The 21,835-nt window shown below is 51.1% G+C and carries 17 protein-coding genes; 10 read left to right on the top strand and 7 right to left on the bottom strand.

What is annotated here, in order from left to right; genetic code table 11:
* The first annotated feature begins 29 nt into the window (after positions 1 to 29).
* Complete coding sequence (locus AR688_RS19920) at positions 30 to 1,868, top strand: eCIS core domain-containing protein (RefSeq protein WP_197412211.1); 1,839 nt, start codon at positions 30 to 32, stop codon at positions 1,866 to 1,868.
* Between the two features lie 291 nt (positions 1,869 to 2,159).
* On the opposite strand, the gene bla is transcribed toward AR688_RS19920, so the two are convergent.
* On the bottom strand, positions 2,160 to 3,071 hold the full coding sequence (gene bla / locus AR688_RS11905) for a subclass B3 metallo-beta-lactamase (protein WP_068234194.1): 912 nt from the start codon (positions 3,069 to 3,071) through the stop codon (positions 2,160 to 2,162).
* A gap of 226 nt (positions 3,072 to 3,297) precedes the next feature.
* On the opposite strand from bla, the gene AR688_RS11900 reads away from it, so the two are divergent.
* The 5 genes from AR688_RS11900 (at position 3,298) to AR688_RS11880 (ending at position 7,942) form a co-directional block, all read left to right on the top strand.
* Entirely contained in the window at positions 3,298 to 4,179 is an 882-nt protein-coding gene (locus AR688_RS11900) for a YihY/virulence factor BrkB family protein (protein WP_231732047.1), read from the top strand.
* A gap of 103 nt (positions 4,180 to 4,282) precedes the next feature.
* Complete coding sequence (mtgA, locus tag AR688_RS11895; protein WP_068233735.1) at positions 4,283 to 4,972, top strand: monofunctional biosynthetic peptidoglycan transglycosylase; 690 nt, start codon at positions 4,283 to 4,285, stop codon at positions 4,970 to 4,972.
* A 79-nt stretch (positions 4,973 to 5,051) separates the two neighbouring features.
* Complete coding sequence (locus tag AR688_RS11890; RefSeq protein ID WP_068233731.1) at positions 5,052 to 6,284, top strand: serine hydrolase domain-containing protein; 1,233 nt, start codon at positions 5,052 to 5,054, stop codon at positions 6,282 to 6,284.
* Between the two features lie 70 nt (positions 6,285 to 6,354).
* A complete protein-coding gene (locus AR688_RS11885) occupies positions 6,355 to 7,197 on the top strand; it encodes a DNA ligase (protein WP_068233729.1) in 843 nt (280 codons plus the stop codon).
* A 106-nt stretch (positions 7,198 to 7,303) separates the two neighbouring features.
* Entirely contained in the window at positions 7,304 to 7,942 is a 639-nt protein-coding gene (locus AR688_RS11880) for an NAD(P)H-dependent oxidoreductase (RefSeq protein WP_068233726.1), read from the top strand.
* A 55-nt stretch (positions 7,943 to 7,997) separates the two neighbouring features.
* Here the strand turns inward: AR688_RS11880 and AR688_RS11875 are convergent, their stop codons facing one another.
* A complete protein-coding gene (locus AR688_RS11875; protein ID WP_068233724.1) occupies positions 7,998 to 8,882 on the bottom strand; it encodes a LysR family transcriptional regulator in 885 nt (294 codons plus the stop codon).
* A gap of 95 nt (positions 8,883 to 8,977) precedes the next feature.
* Between AR688_RS11875 and AR688_RS11870 the strand changes: the two genes are divergently transcribed.
* Positions 8,978 to 9,844, top strand: a complete 867-nt coding sequence (locus tag AR688_RS11870) for a pirin family protein (protein WP_068233721.1) — start codon at positions 8,978 to 8,980, stop codon at positions 9,842 to 9,844.
* Between the two features lie 18 nt (positions 9,845 to 9,862).
* Here AR688_RS11870 and AR688_RS11865 read toward each other — a convergent pair whose 3' ends face one another.
* The 3 genes from AR688_RS11865 to AR688_RS11855 all read right to left on the bottom strand — a co-directional run bounded on the left by AR688_RS11865 (position 9,863) and on the right by AR688_RS11855 (position 12,520).
* A complete protein-coding gene (locus AR688_RS11865; RefSeq protein ID WP_068233718.1) occupies positions 9,863 to 10,792 on the bottom strand; it encodes a DMT family transporter in 930 nt (309 codons plus the stop codon).
* Between the two features lie 91 nt (positions 10,793 to 10,883).
* Entirely contained in the window at positions 10,884 to 11,783 is a 900-nt protein-coding gene (locus AR688_RS11860; RefSeq protein WP_197412210.1) for an AraC family transcriptional regulator, read from the bottom strand.
* A 122-nt stretch (positions 11,784 to 11,905) separates the two neighbouring features.
* The gene (locus tag AR688_RS11855) at positions 11,906 to 12,520 is read right to left on the bottom strand and encodes a TetR/AcrR family transcriptional regulator (protein ID WP_068233715.1); all 615 of its coding nucleotides are present in this window, start codon (positions 12,518 to 12,520) and stop codon (positions 11,906 to 11,908) included.
* A 452-nt stretch (positions 12,521 to 12,972) separates the two neighbouring features.
* Here AR688_RS11855 and AR688_RS11850 point away from each other — a divergent pair, with 452 nt between their 5' ends.
* The 3 genes from AR688_RS11850 to AR688_RS11840 are packed head-to-tail and all read left to right on the top strand — an operon-like array spanning position 12,973 to position 18,793.
* On the top strand, positions 12,973 to 14,244 hold the full coding sequence (locus AR688_RS11850) for an efflux RND transporter periplasmic adaptor subunit (RefSeq protein WP_068233711.1): 1,272 nt from the start codon (positions 12,973 to 12,975) through the stop codon (positions 14,242 to 14,244).
* A 9-nt stretch (positions 14,245 to 14,253) separates the two neighbouring features.
* Positions 14,254 to 17,418: an efflux RND transporter permease subunit gene (locus tag AR688_RS11845; RefSeq protein ID WP_068233708.1), complete on the top strand. Its 3,165-nt coding sequence runs from the start codon at positions 14,254 to 14,256 to the stop codon at positions 17,416 to 17,418.
* Positions 17,411 to 18,793 (top strand): efflux transporter outer membrane subunit, encoded by a 1,383-nt coding sequence (locus AR688_RS11840; protein WP_068233705.1) that lies wholly within the window; start codon positions 17,411 to 17,413, stop codon positions 18,791 to 18,793. Before AR688_RS11845 ends, AR688_RS11840 begins: the two co-directional genes overlap by 8 nt.
* A 151-nt stretch (positions 18,794 to 18,944) precedes the next feature.
* Here the strand turns inward: AR688_RS11840 and AR688_RS11835 are convergent, their stop codons facing one another.
* Together AR688_RS11835 and AR688_RS11830 are read right to left on the bottom strand one after the other, a co-directional pair.
* Positions 18,945 to 20,489 carry an ATP-binding cassette domain-containing protein gene (locus AR688_RS11835; protein WP_068233701.1) on the bottom strand — a complete coding sequence of 515 codons (1,545 nt, stop codon included), beginning with the start codon at positions 20,487 to 20,489 and terminating at the stop codon, positions 18,945 to 18,947.
* Between the two features lie 218 nt (positions 20,490 to 20,707).
* Complete coding sequence (locus tag AR688_RS11830; protein ID WP_068233695.1) at positions 20,708 to 21,811, bottom strand: DUF2891 domain-containing protein; 1,104 nt, start codon at positions 21,809 to 21,811, stop codon at positions 20,708 to 20,710.
* Positions 21,812 to 21,835: the final 24 nt, after the last annotated feature.

The raw sequence follows: 21,835 nt of genomic DNA, 5'->3' as shown, positions 1-21,835 counted from the left end.
ACTACAACATATCTCAACGGTGACAAGTCATGGCATACGTTTCCCAACGCAAGGAAAATTCACGCGCGCAACATCAGCCAGATTCCATCAAAGCTGCCACGCAGACCTTTTCCGATAGTCGGGAACTCACCACTGCAACACAGTCATTACAAGCGATGATGGCCAACAGCCCGCAGCAACAAAAACTAAAAGCCACTGCACAGATGATGGCGAATAGTCCTGCGCAGCAGCGGTTAAATACCACCGCGCAAACCTCCGTTAGTAAATCCAAACCTTTGCAACAAATGGAGGACGAAGAACCCCTGCAAGGTAAATTTGAATCCGAACCAGGACAATTAGAAGCCGCTGCCGAAGCGCCGCGCCCGAACAATACTGGGCTGCCGGATAATTTAAAGGCAGGTATAGAAAATCTTTCGGGTATGAGCATGGATCATGTGAAGGTGCACTACAACTCCGATAAACCAGCGCAGTTGCAAGCCCATGCTTATGCGCAAGGTAGTGAAATTCATGTGGCACCGGGGCAGGAACAGCATTTGCCGCATGAGGCTTGGCACTTAGTACAGCAGGCTCAAGGGCGGGTGAAACCTACGGTGCAGATGAAAGGCGAAGTGCCAGTGAATGATGATGTGGGGTTGGAGACTGAGGCGGATACAATGGGGAGGCGGGCATTGTCGGCGAGTGCAAGCATACCCTTGCTAGAGCGCCGTCTTGTTATGCCTATGGCCGGTGCTGCACTGGTGCAACGTGCAATAACTCAAGATACCTGGAATACAAAGATAGAACCTAACCTGGCAACTGATGTTGCGGCAAAATTAACAGGTGGTACTGCTACGATGGTAAAACGCATTCCTGATGGTGGATTGAGGAAAAAGGTGGACGGAGCATGGGTAGTGCTTGGCGATTTAGGTGCCTTTTTGGCGGCACATACCTGGGATAGCAAACTTATACACGCAACGGCGGGTGATGGCGGGCCTAATTTGAACACTCTAGACTTTTCGACCCCCGGTGCACTTACCGGCAATATTCCAGCGGGTGTGGGGGAGGTGAAAATGAATGTGGAGGAGGTGGCCGGTGATCGTCACTCTTTTATTCACCACAGCTATTCTACTTATAAAACCCCCGGCGCAGGTGGCGGGGTGAGGCGTGAGGCGGGGCATCACCTTACCGTTGAAAATGCACATTTGCTGGCCATGCTGGCGCTGCAAGGAGATAAAACCCTCGGATACACCGATAAAACAACGAAAACAAAACCAGAGGTGAATACGGAATTGGCAGGCCATGGCGTGACCGAAGTAGATAATCTCAATTTCTTTCCCCGTGCCAATGCACAGGCATCTAGAGCGTTAGGTTTGAGCACTGCAGTATTACCCTCCGCAAGGTTGCCGCAGATAGCCGCCGATGAGGGAGCCGAACCTGTTGATGAACAATTGTCGATGGCTGCATACCTTAATTTCATTCAAACCAGCTTAGCATCCTTGCCTGATGTGCCTGCGGTGTATGGGGCCAAAATATTGCATTCGGCACAAGTGATGCAAACACGCACGGGGCTCGACCCGGCAGTACTTTTTCTGAAAGTAGGAAAAGGCGATCAGCGACAACTGGTTCGTGTGGTACTCACTATGGCACACAAGGGGCTTGCTGAAGGTTTGGTACTTACGCCCGAGATACTGGCAATTTTTAAACGCTATATTACCAATACACCTGCCTTGCCGATTGATACGCCAATTACAGAAGATACTGAATGGGTTGCAAAGGGGGCCCTGGCTGCCGACGGCGTAACTAATTACAATGCACTCGAAACCCGCTATGTGGAAGCGAACTATGCGGCAATTGTGGCGGCAATGAATGCCTATGTAGCTGCCGGCTAAACGGACGGGGTCAGGTTGAGGTACCCCAGGAAAAAAGGAAAAAGGGGGCTGAGCCTGAGGGATCCCCACGAAATCTTGGTCTCATATAATGCTGTAACTGGTGGTGTCGAGTAAAAAATAAATGGGGTCCAAATAAATGGAATCAAAAGGCTCAGTGTCATTGGTCTTTGCCAAGCAGCAACTAACAGTACTGGTTAAAATCATCTAACCGCTGGGTAATCACATGCTCGGTAACGGCCAGCTGCAAGTATGAACCTGTAGTGATACAAACTGTAATGCGGCCGTACGACCTTATTGTGCTGTTTCTTCTGTTAAACGCTTTTGCAGCCGCTGCTTTACTGCTTGTGAATACATCACACAGCCGTTGGTATCGGTTAAACCGGTGCTGCTTTGCAGTCGTGTACGCATATTACTGGCCGACGGGTGCGGCGTAAGCAGAATTTGGCACTCCAGCGTTGCCAGTTTATCCAGCCCGGCGCGGTAAGCTTTCAGGTAACTCAGATGCTGGCTAAAACGATAACTGTCGCTGCTAACCGGCGATAAGCTGTCGGCATACACCAGCACCTGACACTGCTGCGCTTCACAACTGCTCCACTGCCAGCTTAATGCACCAGGGGTATGCCCCGGCGTTGCCACCGGCATCAGGCTGAGCTTGCCCAAAGTAACCTGCTGGCCTGCTGTAACCAGGCCATCCACCCTGACGGGCGGGAACGGCTCGTGCATGCCGGCTTGCGGATCGGCTGCATCTACCACGCCACTGCTTAACACCGGCGCTGCTGCAGGCGATGCCAGCAGCTTTGCGCCGCTTAACTGCTGCAGCTGCGCTAAACCGGCAACATGGTCGAAGTGCTCGTGGCTTTGCAGCAGCAGTTTCACGTCCTGCAGTGAAAAGCCAAGTGCACGGATATTGGCGGCGATGACCTCTGCACCCGCTGCGGTGGCGCCATCGATCAGAATATGGCCGTCAGCACTGGTGATCAGAATAGCGCTGATACCACAGGTACCCACATAATAAGTGTTGCCATAAATTTGATACGGCGGCCCGGCTTTATCCCAGTCGTCCCAGTCGGTACAGCTGTTAACCCAGTCACTTGCCGGTGGGGCGGGCGGCGTTACCGGCGTTGTGCTGCAACTGACCAGTACGGCAGCAAAACTTAATGTACTGAAAAATGAGAAATAGCGAAAACTTTTAGCCAGGGTCATAACCAGCGCCTTATTATTTTGCAGTGAATTGAAGTGGTAAGCGGTATCAGCCATCAATACCAGCGTAACAGCAATAGTAACATTTTCGCTGCACATTTCTTGCTATCATATAACGCTTGTTTTGGCTGTAATAGGCGATATTCGCTGCAACGCTAAGGTACTATCGAGCATGGTTATCAAGATTTACAATAAACTCCCCGCTGTGGTGCGCTACTGGCTGAGTATTTTGGCTGCTGCGATCAGCAACTGGCTGGCCAGTCAGGCCTTTATTTATGCTGCAGCACTGGCGTTCTTTACTGTTTTCTCTATCGCGCCGATTTTGGTAGTGGTTGTTGGTCTGGTCGGGCTGGTTATGGGCGAGAGCGCGGTTCAGGGGGAACTGTTTGCGCAGCTTGAGGCCACGCTTGGTCCGGATGCTGCCGGAGTGGTGCAAACAGCAGTGATCAATTCACAGATCGACCAGAGTGGTATCTGGCCGGCGTTGATAGGGATTATTGCCACCATAGTGGGTGCCACCACGGTTTTTGCGCAAATGCAGCAGTCGCTGAATCAGATCTGGGATGTTGCCCCCCGTCCTAAAAGAAACAACCTGTGGGTTTTCATTAAAAGCCGGTTGCTATCGCTGACTATTATCCTGTCCATCGGTTTTATTATGTTGGTGTCGCTGCTGTTGTCGGTGGCGTTACGCAGCATTATGGCGTTTGCTGAGGGATGGCTGCCGGTTCCGGCTTGGGCAATGGTGGGTATGGAGCTTGTGCTGTCGCTACTGGTGATCACGCTGCTGTTTGCGGCGATGTTCAAGATTCTGCCCGATGTGCGGCTATCCTGGGGCGATGTGCTACTTGGTGCTTTTATCACCGCCATTTTGTTTACGGCAGGCCGGTCGCTTATCTCAATTTATCTGGCCTATACTGCTACGGCATCGGCTTATGGAGCTGCTGGTTCTCTGGCACTGCTACTGTTGTGGGTAAACTATTCCTCCATGATTCTGCTGTTTGGTGCGTCCTTTACGCGGGCGCACCTTGAGGGCAGAGGCAAGCCCATTCGCCCCAAAAGTACAGCGGTGTGTGTGCACAGGGAATTGATCGAAGAAGTGCAGCAAAGTTGAGGCTGCGGCAGCTATTTTGCACATTGAGCCGCGTTTGGCTTTAATGCTCAGTAACCTATACTGTTGCCCGTTGCCGGCGACAGAGCCTGATAAGAGAGAGTAAATGGCACAGCGTGAACGCGGTTTTTTCGGTTGGACATGGTTTGTTATCTGGCGCTTTGTGCTGGTACTGTTGCTATTGTTACTGGCACTGTTACTGACATTACGCTTTGTGCCGCCACCGACATCAGCTTTTATGCTGCAAAGCCCTTATCCGGTTAGCCAGCAGTGGGTAAGCATTGATAAGCTGCCGGCGCATGTGGCGCTGGCGGTGGTTGCCTCGGAAGATCAGCGTTTCCCTGAGCATTTTGGTGTTGATATGGCCGAGATAAAAAACGCTCTGGAACGGTTTGACGATGGTGACGGCTTGCGCGGTGCCAGTACTATTAGCCAGCAAACGGCGAAAAACCTGTTGCTGTGGCCGGGCCGCAGCCTGGTGCGTAAGGGCCTGGAAGCCACATTGGCGCTAAGCCTGGAAGCAGTTTGGGGTAAAAAGCGCATACTCGAAGTGTATTTAAATATCGCCGAATTTGGTAAAGGCATTTACGGCGTAGAAGCGGCCAGCCAGCATTATTTTGGCAAACCGGCCAGCAGGCTCAGTGTTAACGAAGCCGCACGACTGGCCGTACTGCTGCCAGGCCCACGCAGCCGCGACGCCCGCAATTTAACGCCTTACCTGCGTGAACGGGTTGTTTGGGTTGAACGGCAAATGCGGCAACTGGGCGCGGGCTATTTAAAACCTATCCTTAATTAACAAGACAAAGAGATTAGCAATACTTAAGTCGCCTTTGTAGGGGTACAGTTAACACCATCTAAAAAAGGAGTCAGGCCTAATGTACATCTGCCAATTTAAAACAGCCTTCACCGCAGCGGTATTGCTGGCATTTAGCAGCCTTGCAAACGCCGCAGCAACAGACAGCGCAGCGCAAACACCTTATCGCCATGCCAAAGAGCCCATCGGCACGGTGCGCCAGCTGTATGATGGCAAACTGTACCCGGATATTCAGGTTAACACCTTTCGCAATATCGACCGGTTGTTCCCAACCCGCACGGTAGCGCGTGGCAAAACAGTAAGTACCCTGCCGCTTAGCAAGCAGCCATTGCAGGATTTTTCCTACAGCGTTGATGGCAAAACCTATGATTTGTGCGACGTACTGTCGATGAACCGTGTCAGCGGCTTGCTGATTATCCACCGCGGTGAAATAGTGTTTGAGAAATACCTGCTGGGTAATAACGAACATAGCCGCTGGATGTCGATGTCGGTGGTTAAATCTATTACCGCAACCTTAATTGGTGCGGCAATACATGACGGCCATATCAACAGTATTGACGACCCTATCGTTAACTATCTGCCGCGTTTTAAAGGTACCGCTTACGATGGCGTAACGGTTAAACACCTGCTGCAAATGAGTTCCGGCGTTGCCTGGAATGAAACCTACACCGACCCGACATCAGACCGCCGACGCATGCTGGAGGCGCAAATAAGCCAGCAGCCCGGCGCTATTTTAGACTTGATGGCGTCGTTACCGCGCGCAGCTGCGCCCGGCACCGTGTGGAACTACAGTACCGGTGAAACCCAACTGGCAGGGGCTTTGGTGCAAGCCGCGACTGGTAAGCCGGTGGCCGAGTATTTGTCAGAAAAAATCTGGTCGAAGCTGGGTATGGAAGCAGACGCCAACTGGTGGCTGCAATCGCCCGATGGCCTGGAAATAGGTGGCAGCGGTTTGTCGGCAACCTTGAGTGATTACGCTCGTTTTGGCTTATTTTTACTTAATGACGGCGTAATTAACACGACAACTGGCAGCGAGCGGGTATTGCCGCAAGGCTGGACTAAGGCCGCCAGCAGCCGCCAGGTGATCGGCGGCGAAACGGTCGACTACGGCTATATGTTTTGGCCGCTGTACGGCAGAAGCTATGCGGCCGAGGGTATTTTTGGCCAGTATCTGTTTGTTGATCCGGATAAACAACTGGTGGTGGCAATGTGGAGCGCGCAGGCCAAACCGCTTAACCGTGCCGGATTAAATGAATACAGCTTCTTGCAGGCTCTTTCTGATCATTTTCAGTAATCTGTGTTTGCCCTTGCCGAAACAGGGCGGGTTACTATACTTTTTATTTTAAATAAAAAGATGCTAAATAATGATTAAAAAGTTAACTTCGTTGTTTTTTATCTGCTGTTTTCATTTCTGCTTTCAGTTAATAGCGGCGACTAAACCCGATTTACTGCTGGCTGAAGTGTATCACGGCAATATCGATGTGCAGCAGTATTGGGTAAGCGAAAAGCTTGATGGTGTGCGCGCTTACTGGGATGGTAAACAACTGATCTCCCGTGGTGGTAATGCCATTGCTGCGCCAGAGTGGTTTGTGGCGGATTTCCCCAGCCAAAAACTGGATGGCGAGCTGTGGCTGGGCCGCAATAAGTTTGCCGATACCTTAAGTATTGTCAGTAAACATCAGGCTATTGATGCGCAGTGGCAGCAAATCCGCTATTACATTTTTGAGCTGCCGAATGCTGAGGGTACTTTTACTGAGCGCATTGAGGCTATGCAACGCCTTGTTCAGCAACACAGCAGCAGGTATTTAATGCTGGTACCGCAGTTTCGTATTGCGGATAACGCCGCGCTGCAGGCCAAACTTAGCGAGCTGGAAAGTAACGGTGCCGAAGGCTTAATGCTGCACCGTCAGGATGCCTTATATAAAACCGGCCGCAGCAGCGATTTACTCAAACTAAAAACTTATCAGGATACCGAAGCCGAGGTTATTGGTTACCGGCCCGGTAAAGGCAAGTATAAGGGCATGGTGGGGGCGCTAATTGTTAAAACGCCTCAAGGCAAAGAGTTTGCCATTGGCAGCGGCTTAACCGATGCACTACGCCAGACACCACCAGAAATTGGCGCAGTAATTACCTATCGCTACAATGGTTATACCAATAACGGCATCCCACGTTTTGCCCGGTTTTTACGGGTACAGCAAGAGTTTTAGTTATAGCAAACAAAATTTTTTGTCATATATCAGCATAAACTGAACTAATAAAACAGAAACAGCCGGGCGTATAATGCAGTTTCGGTTTATCTTTTAGGAAGTACAGATGTCGGATGTAATCAGTAATTTAACCTGGCGCTACGCCACCAAAAAATACGACCCGAGCAAGGTTGTTACGCAAGACAAAGTGGACTTAATTCTGGAAGCCATCCGCTTAACAGCTACATCCAGTGGTTTACAGCCGTATGAAGTGCTGGTGGTAACCAACCCGGCCCTGCGCGAACAAATTAAGCCGCATGCCTGGAACCAAAGCCAGATCACCGACAGTTCGCACTTACTGGTATTTGCCGCCTGGGACAACTACACCGCAGAGCGTATTAACCAGATGTTTGATTTAACCAACGAGATTCGTGGTTTTAAAAACGAAGGCTGGGAAAACTACCGCGCAATGCTGCTGAACACCTATCCGCAGCGCGATGCTGAAACAAATTTCCAGCACGCTGCCCGCCAGGCATATATTGGTTTAGGCTCGGCGCTGATTGCCGCCGCAGAGCTGAAAGTAGACAGCACACCAATCGAAGGCTTTGACCCGGCTAAAGTAGATGAAATACTGGACCTTAAACAAAAAGGTTTACGCTCGGTCGTGTTAATGCCGCTGGGTTATCGGGCAGATGAAGGCGACTGGCTGGTTAACCTGACCAAAGTACGGCGCAGCCGCGAGCAGTTTGTGACAGAAATTAACTAACGGCTTTTAGAAACTGTTTGTAGAAACAAAGCAGAGGCGTGAAGCTTCTGCTTTGTCATTTTAGCTGTGAAATAAAAGCTCTGCCAGCTGGGCCGGGTGGGGCTTCTTTGCGATAAACAATCTTAGTGGTTAAATACATTGCCGCTGCAGGCATATTTTGCAGCGTTAATGACACCAGTAAGCCATCGGCGAGATCTTTTTCCACTATATGCTTTGGCATATGCCCCCAGCCAAAGCCGGCCTTTAAAAACGCATGTTTAGCGCCAAGATCAGCTAAACGCCAGGTAAGCGGCGACATCACACCAAAATTGCGGCCACTGGAAAGCGTTGTGCGATCAGTCAGAATTAACTGCACATGGCGGCTTAACTCTTCTTCGGTGATATCAACAGGCTGTTGTGCGAGCGGGTGCCCGGGGGATACCACAGTAGCAAACTGAATATTGCTCAGCGGCTCTACGGTTAACTCATCCGGCACCAGCGGTAAAGAGCCGATAATACCCAACCGGCAGGTGCCATCCATTACCTGCTGGGTAACGCCGCCAAGGGCTTCAACATAAAGCCGCAGTGGCGTATGTTCAAAATGCGCTTTGCAATAACCCACAGCTGCGGTCAGCGTATCCATTGGAAACATCACATCCACTGCGACCGACAGCTCCGGCTCCAGGCCTTCTGCTAATGAATGCGCTCTGGCTTTTAACAGATCCATACTATCAATTACCGCCTTGGCATCCAGCAGCAACGATTCGCCTGCTTCTGTAAGCTTGGGGTAGCGGTTGCTGCGATCAAACAGCACTACACCCAACTGCAGCTCCAGGTTGGCCAGAGTATGGCTGATTACAGACTGCGCCCGCTTTATTTTGCGCCCCGCCGCAGAAAAGCTGCCTTCTTCCGCTGCGGCAACAAAGGTACGAAGTTGATCGAGGGTGACTGCGTCAAGCATGTATCTAAATTCCAGATGGTTTTCATCTAATCATATAGGCTATTTTGATGTTTTTCTATCGGTTATGCTTTTGTTCATCAACGGAGGAACACATTATGAATACTGTTATTAAGCACACACACACTGAAAGCACGGTAGACCAAAATTTGACAGCCCGCACTATTGTGGCGCGGACCAGCGGCACCACCAGAGGGCCAATAACCCGGCTGGTTAGCCCATCAGACTTAGGTGAGTTGATTAAACCCTTTGTATTTCTGGACTACGGTGTAGTGCCACCAACAAAAAATAAATTGTTTGGTATGCATCCACATTCGGGTATTGCCACCTTATCGTTGCCTATTAGTGGCGCAATATTTTATCAGGACACCGCAGGCGACCAAGGTGTGGTTAAAACGGGCGGTATGGAGTGGATGAAAGCAGGCAATGGCGTTTGGCATGATGGCGGCGTTTGGGGCGACCTGCCGCTTGAGTTTTTCCAACTGTGGGTGGCGTTGCCACAGCATGATGAAAACTCGCTGGCGCAAAGCCAAAATATCGACCCGGCCGATATTCCTGTTGTCGGCCAGGTTGCTGTACTGCTGGGGCAGTATCAGGGGGCAAAAAGCCCTATCGAATTTACTGCCGGTGTTAATTACTACCATGTGCAGTTGCAGGACGGCGAGGTTTGGCACTACCAGCCAGAGCCAGGGCAAACGGTGGCGTGGTTGTCGCTTTATAAAGGCAATTTAACTGGCCCTGGCGCTATCAAGAAAGGCGAGATAGTGGTGTTTGAGGCAACAGAGCAAGCGATCAGCGTGATGGCAAATGGCGCCACCTCTTTTGTCTTTGGCGCAGCAATGCCGCACCCACATCCGCTGGTGAAGGGGTCGTACTCAGTGCATACCAACCGGCAGGCACTGGTGCAAGGTGAGCAGGAAATACAACGTATTGGCCAACAACTTAGAGCGCAGGGCCGGATCTGACGGCCAGCGCTTCTTAATTTAGTGCCGGATGTCAGGGCGCAAGCTGGGGGGGCGCGCCAACAGTAGCGCCCTAATTTTGGCAAAGGGCGTAAGTACAATAGCATTGCCCAGCAGCACCAGCGCAAAGCCGCTAAAGGTGTAGCCGGTCCAGTGAAAACCTTCAAATAAGGTGCTAAGCACAACGGCGACCAGCGGAAATAACACTATGGTGTAGCTGGCTTTTTCCGGGCCAATTTGTTTTAGCAGGGCAAAGTAACTGGCAAAGGCGACAACTGAGCCAAACACCGATAAATACAACAAGGAGATAACATAGGCCGGTTCGGTACTAAAATTAAAACTATGGCCTTTAAAAAGCGCGGCTGCCAGCAGTACCAGGGTGCCATACAACATACCCCAGGCATTTACCTGCATAATTGGCATGTTTTCCCGCGAGTTACGTACACTTACCATATTGCCGAATGACGCCGACAAGGCGCCGGATAAAATCAGCAGCAGGCCCAGCAGGCTGGCGTTGGTAAAATCAATACCGTCTAAATCCGGCCAGAACAGCACCACAATGCCGGCAATACCGAGCAAAGCACCAAAATAGATGCGTTTGGCTACCGGTTTGCCGAAAAACAGCCGGGTGTTAACGATATTCATCAGCAGCATGGTGGTAAAGGCAATGGCTGTCATGGCAGAGGTAAGGTATTGCTGCGCCTGATAAATAAACAAAAAATTCAGCGCAAAATTCAGGCTGGCAAGCAGGAAGATAAAACCATGCTGGCGCAGCGTAAAATGCATATTAAGTTTGCGCCACCAGCAAAATAGCCACATTAAAGCCGCTGCGATAGCAAAGCGGTATAACAACGATACTTCTATCGCCACCTCGCCTAGCTGAAATTCAATAGCAAACCAGGTAGAGCCCCAAATCAGTACAGTAACCAGATACAGCAGCATGTTTTTCATAGTGGATGGCATAGTGGGCGCAGTTCGCAGCAAACAAGATAGCGATCATAAAGCCTTGTGCCGGGTTAAAATAGTGCGCCGGGCAGAAAATTTATAGCGTCTGGCGAAAACGGGCCACATCGGCTTTTGGTGGTGCACCAAATAAACGGCTGTACTCACGGCTAAACTGCGATGGGCTCTCATAACCTACCTTATAACTGGCAGTAGCCGCTTCTAAACCTTCGTACAGCATAATGCGGCGCGCTTCATTTAAACGCAGCTGCTTTTGAAATTGCAACGGAGACATTGAGGTTACCGCTTTAAAGCTTTGAAACAGTGCGGATTCACTTAAATGCGCGGCGTCAGCCAGCTCTTTTATGCGCAATGGCTGGTTATAGCGCTGGCGCAGCAGATCTATTACTTTGCCGATCCGGCTAGCCTGGCTATCGAGCAACGTAAATTCCCGCAAATGGCTGCCTGCAGGACTTAACAGCAAACGGTACAGCAGCTCGCGCTTTAACAACGGATGTAATACTGCTATATCCTGCGGGCGTTCCAACAAAGCAAAAATACGCTGAAATACTGATAGTAAATCAAGGTCGGCGTCGCCAATACTGATGCCACGCGCCGGCGCTGGCTGGCGCGGTACTTTATCGCCCAAATCAATGACCAGCTCGGTTAACTCACGTAAATCCAGACTGATACTTACACCCAGATAAGGTTCGTTACTGCTGGCCCGGATAATTTTACCGCTAACAGGCAGCATTACCGGTACCAGTAAATACTGCAGCGGATTGTACTGCAGCATTTCTTCGCCAAGTAATATTTGCTTGTTGCCCTGCAGTAACAGGCAAAGTGTTGGTTCATAAAGGGTGGGCGTTGCAGATGTCGGCGCATTGCTGCGATATAGTTTTAGCCCGGGTATACAGCTTTCGTTGACACCGGTGCCGGTGAGTTTAGCAAGCAGCGGCTTCAGCATTTGCTGGCGCAGGAATTCGCGTTCATCGATCATATTGGCTTCTCCGCTGTACTGACAAACGCAGTATAGGCAGCCAACATGGCTTTGCCTATTACTGCAGCAGTGCTTTGGAGGATCAGGCAATAAGTGTGGACTATAAGGCAGCCACTACTGACTTAACCGGCACGCGGAAAGGCCTGCAGAGTCATGTGTGCGACCTGGCGAAGTTGCTCAGAACAAGCGCCATTATTGGCCTGAATTGCCATACCTTGTAGCACGGTAAGCAGATAACGCGCCAATACACCGGTATCAGTGCCAGGCGGTAAGTCTCCGTCGGTTTTAGCCTGATCAAAGCGAACTTTGAGTTTTTGTTCACCCTCTACCCGGCGGTTAATTAGCGCTTCTTTTACACTGGCGGCAGCTTCACTACATGACAATGCGCCCTGTACAACCACGCAACCTTGCGGGTGGTTACTGTCGGCCATATTCATTGCTGCGCCATACAGCATGTGTTCGGCCACCTGATAAGCGGTAGTTTTTTCCAGCGCCGGTAAGAAAAACGAGCACGGGCGGCTTTCGTATAATTCTATCGCTTTTAAAAACAACTGCTCTTTATTGCCAAAGGCAGCATACAAACTGGGCTTGTTAATGCCCATGGCTTCAGTTAAATCTGATAGCGATGTGCCGTCATAGCCTTTGCGCCAGAATACTTCCAACGCTTTTTCCAGCGCGGTGTCCATATCAAAGGCGCGGGGGCGGCCTACATTCACAGTGCTAGTTACTGCTGACATTATTCAGCTCCTGCATTAAAACTTGCTTATATAGTAAACAGCAAAAGACCCCTTGTCCAGCAAGGGTTATTTACCGATAAGTACATATATCTTGCCACTGACACCCACTAAGACCCCTAACCGGCTGCTATCGTTCAGTATATTCCGGCTTAACCACAAGCTGCGGAGTTTCAGGCAAGAATGCGCCAGCATTCGGCATTAAGCCCGCTGCGCTTTCGTCATACACTACTGACGTAGCCTGACAGTAGCCTCTGTTAGCTTTGTGAAGTCGTCGGCACTGCAATAGTGCTGTTTCAGCCTTAGAACAAATTCTTCTTTTGTAGAATTAAATTAATTTACCGCTCGGTACAAAAATCGGTTGACAGTTTTTTGCTGTCCTATATATTTACCGGGCGGTACAAAAATAACAAGTCTTTTTATACAATTTTAGTAACAACGTGGAGCAAAACGTCATGAGCAGAAAAAACACGGTAAGAACTTTTATGTTAGCAAGCGTAGCCGCGCTGGTGTTAACCGCTTGTGGCAACCCCGAAGCCGCTAATCAGGCCGCGGCACCGGCTGCACCACAGGTGAGTGTGGCGCAAGTGGTACACGAGCGCATTACCGAATGGGATGAATTTACCGGCCGCCTGCAAGCACCACAAACCGTGAATTTGATGCCACGCGTGTCAGGTTATATTGAACAGGTGCACTTTAACGAAGGCGCCCTGGTGCAAAAAGGCGATTTGCTGGTGCAAATTGACCCACGGCCTTTTGCTGCGGAAGTGGCCCGGCTTAATGCTGAGCTGCAAAGTGCACAAAGCGCCGCCGCACTGGCGGATAACGAATATAACCGGGCAGAAAAACTTAGCAGCCAACGGGCGATTTCAGCCGAACTGCTGGACAGCCGTTTAGCCCGTAAGCAACAAACCGCTGCCACTGTCGCCTCGGTAAAAGCCGCACTGCAACGTGCCGAGCTGGATTTAAGCTACACCCGTATTACCGCACCCATTAGCGGCCGGGTGTCGTATGCCCAGGTAACCGCCGGTAACTATGTGAACGCCGGTCAAAGCCAGTTAACCAGCCTGGTATCGACCGACAAAATGTACGCCTACTTTGATGTAGACGAGCAAAGCTACCTGAAGTACGCCCGTTTAACCGAAGCCGGTAAACGTGCTGATACCCGTGATGCCAGTGCAAACCCGGTGTATATGGCGCTGGCTAACGACACCGCATACAACCACACCGGCAGCATTGATTTTGTTGATAACAGCGTAAACCAGCAAACCGGCACTATCCGTATCCGCGCCAGTTTTGCCAACGGCGACAACAACCTGTTACCGGGTTTATTTGCCCGCATCAAGCTGGTAGGCAGCGACAGCTACGACGGTATTTTGATTGACGAAAAAGCCGTTGGCACCGACTTAAACAACAAGTATGTGCTGGTGGTAAACGCGGATAATCAGCTGGAGTACCGTGCGGTGAAGCTGGGCGAAAAAGTGAATGGCTTGCGCATCGTGCGTGAAGGGTTAGCCGCAAAAGACCGCATAGTGGTTAACGGCCTGCAGCGGGTAATGCCGAATATGCAGATCGATCCCCAAATGGTGGATATGGCAAGCGCAGAGCAAATAGCCAGTTTACGTAAAGAGCAACAACTGCTGGATGAAACCAGCACCGCACTGACTGCAAAAGCAGACAACGCGGCAGCAACAGTCAATGCCGGCAAAACGCCGGGACGGGGTTAAGGAAACATTATGTTCTCGCAATTTTTTATTAAAAGGCCCATTTTTGCCGCTGTTATCTCACTGTTGTTTTTTATTACCGGTGCGATAGCAGTATGGCAATTGCCGATCACTGAATACCCGGAAGTGGTGCCGCCTACTGTAGTAGTAACGGCCAACTATCCCGGCGCTAACCCCAAAGTTATTGCCGAAACGGTGGCGTCGCCGCTGGAGCAGGAAATTAACGGCGTGGAAGACATGCTGTATATGTCATCCCAGGCTACCTCTGATGGCCGCATGACATTAACCGTGACCTTTGCCATTGGTACTGACGTTGATTTAGCGCAAACCCAGGTGCAGGCGCGGGTAGACCGTGCCATGCCACGGTTACCGCAGGAAGTGCAACGTTTAGGTGTGGTTACCGAGAAATCCTCACCGGATTTAACCATGGTGGTGCATTTAACCTCGCCGGACCAGCGTTACGACATGCTGTATTTGTCTAACTACGCGTCATTAAATGTGAAAGACGAACTGGCACGGATTGAAGGTGTTGGCGCGGTGCGTTTATTTGGCGCCGGTGACTACAGTATGCGGATCTGGCTGGACCCGAACAAAGTGTCGGCACTGGGTTTATCACCTGCGCAAATTACTGCGGCCATTCGTGAGCAAAACCAGCAGGCCGCAGCCGGTAGCTTAGGCGCCCAGCCCAGTGGTGAGGCTGATTTCCAACTGCTGATTAACGTAAAAGGCCGTTTAGCCACGGTAGAAGAGTTTGAAGATATTATTATTCAGGTGGGCGCTAACGGCGAAATCAGCCGGTTAAAAGATGTGGCCCGGGTTGAGTTGGGTGCGTCTACCTATGCGCTGCGCTCACTGCTGAATAATAAAGATGCAGTGGCCATTCCTATTTTCCAGGCGTCCGGCTCTAACGCGATCCAGATTTCTGACAATGTACGGGCGAAAATGGCCGAACTGTCGGAAAACTTCCCGGAAGGTTTAACCTACGACATTGTATACGACCCAACGGTATTTGTGCGTGGCTCTATTGAAGCCGTAGTCAAAACCCTGCTTGAAGCCGTGTTGTTAGTGGTATTAGTGGTGGTGCTGTTTTTACAAACCTGGCGTGCTTCTATTATTCCGCTGGTGGCCGTACCGGTGTCACTGGTCGGTACCTTTGCCTTTATGCATATGTTGGGCTTCTCGCTTAATGCGTTGTCGTTGTTTGGTTTGGTACTGGCCATCGGTATCGTGGTGGATGATGCCATAGTAGTGGTAGAAAACGTTGAGCGTAATATCAGCGAAGGTTTATCACCGATTGCTGCAACGCAAAAAGCGATGAAAGAAGTCACCGGGCCGATAGTAGCCACAACCCTGGTACTGGCGGCGGTGTTTATTCCTACGGCCTTTATGTCGGGCTTAACCGGGCAGTTTTATAAGCAGTTTGCCTTAACCATTACAATTTCTACCTTTATCTCGGCCATTAACTCATTAACGCTAAGCCCGGCGCTGTCGGCATTACTGTTAAAAGGCCATGGCGAGAAAAAAGACGCGCTGACCCGCGGTATGGACAAGCTGTTTGGTGGCTGGTTGTTTAACCCGTTTAACCGCTTTTTTGCCCGTTTATCCAACGGTTACGGCTGGCTGGTTAAAAAAGTGATCCGTTTTGGCGCAATAGTGGGCGTAATGTACGTGGTATTGGTGGGCTTAACCGGCCTGCAGTTTGCCACCACCCCTACCGGTTATGTGCCAGGCCAGGACAAACAGTACTTAGTTGCTTTTGCCCAGTTACCTGATGCCGCTTCACTGGAACGCACCGAAGAGGTGATTAAAGAGATGTCGCGTGTTGCGCTGGAGCATCCTGGTGTGGCCAACTCGATCGCTTTTCCGGGCCTTAGCATTAACGGTTTTACCAACAGCCCTAACTCCGGCATTGTATTTGTTGGTCTGGACGGATTTGACGAGCGTGACAGCGCCGAATTATCCGGCAATGCCATAGCAGGCGCGCTAAACCAGAAATTCGCCGGTATTGAAGATGCCTTTATCGCTATTTTCCCGCCACCGCCGGTGATGGGGTTAGGCACTATCGGTGGCTTCAGGCTGCAAATACAGGACCGCGGTAACCACGGCTATGAAGAGCTGTATAAAGTGACCATGCAGGTTATGCAAAAAGCCTGGGCCACGCCTGAACTGGCCGGAGTGTTTTCTGGTTATCAGGTGAATGTGCCGCAACTGGATCTGGATATCGACCGCACCAAAGCCAAGCAGCAAAGTGTAGCACTGGATGAAGTATTCCAAACCCTGCAGGCTTATATGGGTTCGGTGTATGTGAATGACTTTAACCAGTTTGGCCGTACTTATCAGGTTAATATGCAGGCTGACGAGCAGTTCCGCCAAAGCTCGGCGCAAATCAGCCAGTTAAAGGTGCGTAATACCCAGGGCGAGATGATCCCGCTGGGCTCCTTTATCAATGTCACTGACACTGCCGGCCCAGACCGCGTAATGCACTACAACGGCTTTACCACCGCAGAGATTAACGGTGGCCCGGCGCCAGGTTACAGCACCGGTGAAGCCCAGGCAGCGATTGAGAAAATACTGGCTGAAACCCTGCCAAATGGTATGACCTACGAGTGGACAGAGCTGACTTACCAGCAAATTCTGGCCGGTAATGCCGGGATGTTTATCTACCCGCTGGTGATTTTGCTTGTGTTTATGGTGCTGGCGGCGCAGTACGAGAGCTTAAGCTTACCGCTGGCGATTATTCTGATTATTCCGATGACGCTGTTATCGGCACTGAGCGGTGTACTGATTTACGGTGGCGACAATAATATCTTCACCCAGATTGGCTTAATCGTGCTGGTGGGGCTGGCAACGAAGAACGCCATCTTAATTGTCGAGTTTGCTAAAGAGCTGCAAGACCACGGTATGACTGCAATGGAAGCCATTCTGGAAGCTGGCCGCTTGCGGTTACGGCCAATACTGATGACCTCTATCGCCTTTATTATGGGGGTAGTGCCAATGGTGTTCTCCAGCGGTGCCGGTGCCGAAATGCGCCAGGCCATGGGAGTAGCAGTGTTCGCCGGTATGATAGGCGTGACGATTTTCGGCTTAATTTTAACCCCGCTGTTTTATTACATGTTAGCCAAGCGTGGCGAAAAAAATGCAGCGACAACAGATACTGCGGAGGCACCTCATGCGTAATATCCTGAAGCTCAGTGCTATTGCCGTATTGGTAGCATCATTAAGCGCCTGCGCCGTCGGGCCGGATTACCAAACCCCGGCTAAGGTAGCGGATATCAGCTTTAACAGCCCGTATCAGCAGGCTGAACAAGCGCAAAGCTGGTGGCTGGCGTTTGACGATGCGGTACTAAACCAGCTGATAAGCCGTGCATTGGTGGAGAACCGTACCCTGGCGCAGGCCCGTGCTAACGTCGACCGTGCTTATGCGGTGTTTCGTGATGCGAATAACGACTTTCTGCCCAAAGGTACTTTAGACGCCGGTTATCAGGCCAGTGAAAACCCGACGTTATCGCCAAGCGACAATGGCGTAATCACCCGCGGTTACAGCACCGGCGCCAGTTTAAGCTGGGATTTAGACTTGTTCGGTAAATTGCGCCGTGCCAGTGAAGCGGCGGAAGCTCAGGCGCAGCAAGCCGATATTTTATGGCACGATGCGCAGGTGCAGCTGATAAGCCAGGTGGCCACCAGCTATGGTGAATACCGCGGTGCCCAACTGCGCTTAGTGGTCGCCGAGCAGAACCTGCAAAACCTGCAGCAAAGCCGTGCTATCGTGCTGGCACGGTTAGAAGCCGGTATGGCGTCCGAGCTGGAGCTGGCACAGATAGACGTGCAGGTGCATCAGGTACATGCCGCGATACCAGCCTACCGTGTCGCGCGGTTAACCGCTGATGCCACTTTATCAGCCTTGCTGGCACAACAGCCTGGCCAGTTAAAACTGGGCTCGGTACCAAACCTGCCAGAGCTTAAGCAACCGGTGGCGGTGGTAGAGGGTGAAAACTACCTGCGTTACCGCGCCGATGTAGCCAGTTCAGAGCGCTTGTTAGCCGCCCGTACTGCACAAATTGGTGTAGCGACAGCTGATTTATATCCGAATATATCGGTACGCGGCTTTTTAGGCTTTTTATCCGGCCCGGGCTTAACGCTTGGCAGCGAAACCCAAAGCTGGTCGGTGGCGCCAACATTAAGCTGGCAAGCAGCGGATTTAGGCTCGGTTAAGGCCCGTATCCGCCAGGCTGAAGCCAGCTCGCAAATGGCGCTGGCCCAGTTTGAACAGCAGGTGTTTGATGCTATTAACGAGATGCAGTTATCGCTTGGCAGTTATAACTTAAGCCGCGAGCAGCAACTAAGCACCGAGCAGCAATGGCAGGCCAGCAACAGAGCCGTGCAAATCGCCCGCGAACGTTACAACGCTGGCACCGGCGAGTTTCTGGATTTACTGGACGCTGAACGTGAACTGCTGCGTGCCCGTGACCAGCTGGCACAAGTACAACAGCAAAGCTTTATCCGCTTAGTGGACATATACCGCAGCTTTGGTGGCGGAATCCAGCTGATTTAGCGTTGTGTATTAGAAAAGCCGGACTTGTCCGGCTTTTCTTCTTTAAGCTGCAGATAACGTTCTTTCGGAGATATTGGCTCAGTAATCATCGAACGGTAAGTATCAAACACCTGTGGAGGTCTGTGGATACTACTGAGCATGGCTTTCCCATTTAAATTTGCAATACAGTGTCGATCTCCAACTGTGCAATAAAGTGCGTATCGTGGCTTACCACGACAAAGCCGGCCGGATATTGGCACAAGGCTTGTGCCAGCAACTGTTTAGTCTCTAAATCCAAATGGTTATCCGGTTCGTCCAGTAACAGCAGGCTGTCGCTGTGTTGGCTCACCATTAACATCCCTAGTTTCATCCGTTCACCGCCGCTTAATACGCCAGCAGGTTTTAATGCCTTATCAGCACGAAAGCCGGCGCTGGCCAGTAAGGTGCGGGCGTTGGTTTCGCTAAGCAGTGGGCAATGCCGGCGCAGGTTAGCCAATGCGCTTTGGCTGCTATTGAGCAAGCTGAAGTGCTGATCCAGATACTGTACGGCGCAATTCAGTTGCAACTGGCCGGCAGCAGGCGCTATTAAGCCCGCCAACGTTTGCAGCAAGGTAGATTTGCCACTGCCATTACAGCCTTGTAAATGCACACGTTGCTTACTGCGCCAGTTAAAGCTTAGCGGCTGGTTATTGCCGTGCACCAGTTGCAGTGCAACGGCATTTACCAACTGCCTGCTGCCGGTTACTGCAGGTGCCTGCAGGTAGAACTGCTGGGGGGTAATCACTTCCTGCTGCGCTTTTACCTGTTGCAACTGTTGCTGTGCCTGTTTGAGCTGGTGTTGCTCTTGTGTGCGCCGGGCCGATACTGCACTTTGTGCGCGGTTTTTCTGGTAGTCCAGCAGTATAGTTGCCTGGCTGCCGCGCTGTTTTTCGCCCTGTTGCTGCCGTTTGGCGGCACGTTCTGCGGCGGTTTGTGCCTGGCGTTGCTGTTGTGCCAGATTACGTTCAGCCTGTTGGCGCTGCTGTTGCAATGCGGTTTGCTGCAGCTGACGTTGTTGCTGATAAAATTCATAGTTGCCGCCGTAACGGCTTAAACCGGAACTGTTTAGCTCGTATATCACGCTGACTTGTTGCAGTAATTCCCGGTCATGGCTTACCAGCAAAATAGCGGTTTTGGGCCGGGCCAGAAAGCGACTAATACGCTGGCTTAACCCGTTGCGTGCCTGCGCATCAAGATGGTTGGACGGTTCATCCAGGATCAGCAGTGGCCGCTGTTGGTAAAAGGCCCACCACAGCCGCAGGTGATTAAGCTGACCACCGCTTAAGCTGCTACAGCGTTGCCAGATATCCGGCGCAGCGCCTACCTGCTGCAGTTCGCTGTACAGGTCATCCGCCAGTTGCCAGTGCCCGTCAATAATACTCAGGGTTTCAGTGTCGCATTGGCCATCAGCGAGTTGTTGCAGCGCTTTAAGTTTATCTGTAATACCAAGCAGATCGACAAGGCTAAGTTGCTGCCAGTGCGTTGGTGGTAGCTGCGACAGTAAATAGCAATCAGCAGGCTGTTGCTGTGCCAGTTGCGCTGCCAGCACCGATTTACCGCTACCATTGCGGCCTATCAGTGCGCTAAGTCCGTTATCAAGCGCCAGCTGAACATCACGATACAGTGCATCGCCGTTAGCTAAGCTAAAGCTGCAAGGGGAAAAGTTGAATAAGGTCATATTGCCTCCCGATAATTCAGGGGCGGGTAATAAAGACAGATAAGGCAGTGCTGTTGATAGCCCAACCGAAACAAACCCGCTAACCCTGATAAGTCCAAAAAATAAAATTGACGGCTAATCAGGATTTAGTTGTTCATTTCAGTCATGAGCTCCAAAGCTGGGGGACGGCGGAATTATAGCCTGTTCCGCCGTGAAGACAATACCAGTGTTAAATGATGCTATGGATTAGCGCTGTTAAGCGCATGAATAGCAAAACTACCCAGCCAGTGGCCGCCTTCGTAGCTGTCGCCTATCAGGTTGGGGTAAGAATGTACCATATGCTGGTCGGCTACTTTGCGCAGGTGCGCATACTGTGGGTACTGCTTTGCCAGGGCATACAGGTTCCAGGCACGGCTGAAGTTTAAACCATCTAAATGCACCAGCTTACCGTCGGTTCTGTCACTCACTTTGCCCACCGCCAGCGTATAAGCCGGGTTGGCCAGTTGCGGCATAAATTGATTTAGCCAGGGCAAAAATTGCTCTGACGGTAAAATACGCTGCATCAGACCGATTTCTTCCAGGCAAGGCGAGATAAAGTCGTAACCGCTGGGCTCCCAGTTTATCGGGCAGCTTTTATCCTGCAAAAAATAGTCTTTAGCACGCTGAGCAATAAGCTGCTGCAAGGCAGTGTTTTGCTGGTTGACAGCGTAGTCGTAAGCGAAGCTTAAACCAAAAGCAGTATTGGTATGCTCGCCAACGCGAATCGGATATAACAGCCGGGGTAAAAAGCTGATATAGCGCTCGGCAATAAGATCGGCCAGCGGTTGCAAATTAGCTGCCAGTTGTTTGGCCATTGGGTCTTGCCACAGCTGCAGTTCGTCAGACAGTTTCAGCAACCAGGCCCAGCCGTAGGTGCGCTCGAACGAGGCATTAATGTCTTTGCTGAAAAAGGCGACTTCGCGTGCTACTTTTTCGGCAGTTAAGTTGCGTTGCAGTACAGCTTTCACGTCATTTGCCTGGGCTAAATCCGGGAATTGGCGCAGCAAGGTTACCAGCGACCAGTAGCCGTGCACTGCGCTGTGCCAGTCAAAACAGCCATAAAACACTGGATGCAGTGCTGAAGGTTCTTGTAAGTCGGCCGCGCTGGCCAGTACTACGCCGGTTTTATATGGATAAGGTGTTTCGACACAGTGCAGCGGTAGCGCGACCAGTTTATTGGCTTCGGCCAGAGTCAGGCTGTTTGGTGCGGCGTTGGTGGGGCTTTGTGCCTGGCTAAACAGGCTGACACAAAACAGGCTGATACACATTAATTTTGCACTTATGGTTATAGCGCGGATATTCATAATACGGCCTTGTATGCTAAAGAT

Source organism: Rheinheimera sp. EpRS3, from assembly GCF_001513785.1.
GTDB lineage: Bacteria > Pseudomonadota > Gammaproteobacteria > Enterobacterales > Alteromonadaceae > Alishewanella.
Note: the sequence above shows the minus strand (reverse complement) of the source record. Positions and strands in the feature narration are given on the sequence as shown.

Excerpts from the sequence above, each read along its gene's own strand:
- AR688_RS11855 (WP_068233715.1), bottom strand. The coding sequence starts at position 12,520 with ATGTCAGCAGTAACTAGCACTGTGAATGTAGGCCGCCCCCGCGCCTTT.
- AR688_RS11840 (WP_068233705.1), top strand. The coding sequence starts at position 17,411 with ATGCGTAATATCCTGAAGCTCAGTGCTATTGCCGTATTGGTAGCATCA.
- mtgA (WP_068233735.1), top strand. The coding sequence starts at position 4,283 with ATGGCACAGCGTGAACGCGGTTTTTTCGGTTGGACATGGTTTGTTATC.
- AR688_RS11890 (WP_068233731.1), top strand. The coding sequence starts at position 5,052 with ATGTACATCTGCCAATTTAAAACAGCCTTCACCGCAGCGGTATTGCTG.
- AR688_RS19920 (WP_197412211.1), top strand. The coding sequence starts at position 30 with ATGGCATACGTTTCCCAACGCAAGGAAAATTCACGCGCGCAACATCAG.
- AR688_RS11850 (WP_068233711.1), top strand. The coding sequence starts at position 12,973 with ATGAGCAGAAAAAACACGGTAAGAACTTTTATGTTAGCAAGCGTAGCC.
- bla (WP_068234194.1), bottom strand. The coding sequence starts at position 3,071 with ATGACCCTGGCTAAAAGTTTTCGCTATTTCTCATTTTTCAGTACATTA.
- AR688_RS11885 (WP_068233729.1), top strand. The coding sequence starts at position 6,355 with ATGATTAAAAAGTTAACTTCGTTGTTTTTTATCTGCTGTTTTCATTTC.
- AR688_RS11870 (WP_068233721.1), top strand. The coding sequence starts at position 8,978 with ATGAATACTGTTATTAAGCACACACACACTGAAAGCACGGTAGACCAA.
- AR688_RS11865 (WP_068233718.1), bottom strand. The coding sequence starts at position 10,792 with ATGAAAAACATGCTGCTGTATCTGGTTACTGTACTGATTTGGGGCTCT.
- AR688_RS11835 (WP_068233701.1), bottom strand. The coding sequence starts at position 20,489 with ATGACCTTATTCAACTTTTCCCCTTGCAGCTTTAGCTTAGCTAACGGC.
- AR688_RS11880 (WP_068233726.1), top strand. The coding sequence starts at position 7,304 with ATGTCGGATGTAATCAGTAATTTAACCTGGCGCTACGCCACCAAAAAA.
- AR688_RS11830 (WP_068233695.1), bottom strand. The coding sequence starts at position 21,811 with ATGAATATCCGCGCTATAACCATAAGTGCAAAATTAATGTGTATCAGC.
- AR688_RS11875 (WP_068233724.1), bottom strand. The coding sequence starts at position 8,882 with ATGCTTGACGCAGTCACCCTCGATCAACTTCGTACCTTTGTTGCCGCA.
- AR688_RS11860 (WP_197412210.1), bottom strand. The coding sequence starts at position 11,783 with ATGATCGATGAACGCGAATTCCTGCGCCAGCAAATGCTGAAGCCGCTG.
- AR688_RS11845 (WP_068233708.1), top strand. The coding sequence starts at position 14,254 with ATGTTCTCGCAATTTTTTATTAAAAGGCCCATTTTTGCCGCTGTTATC.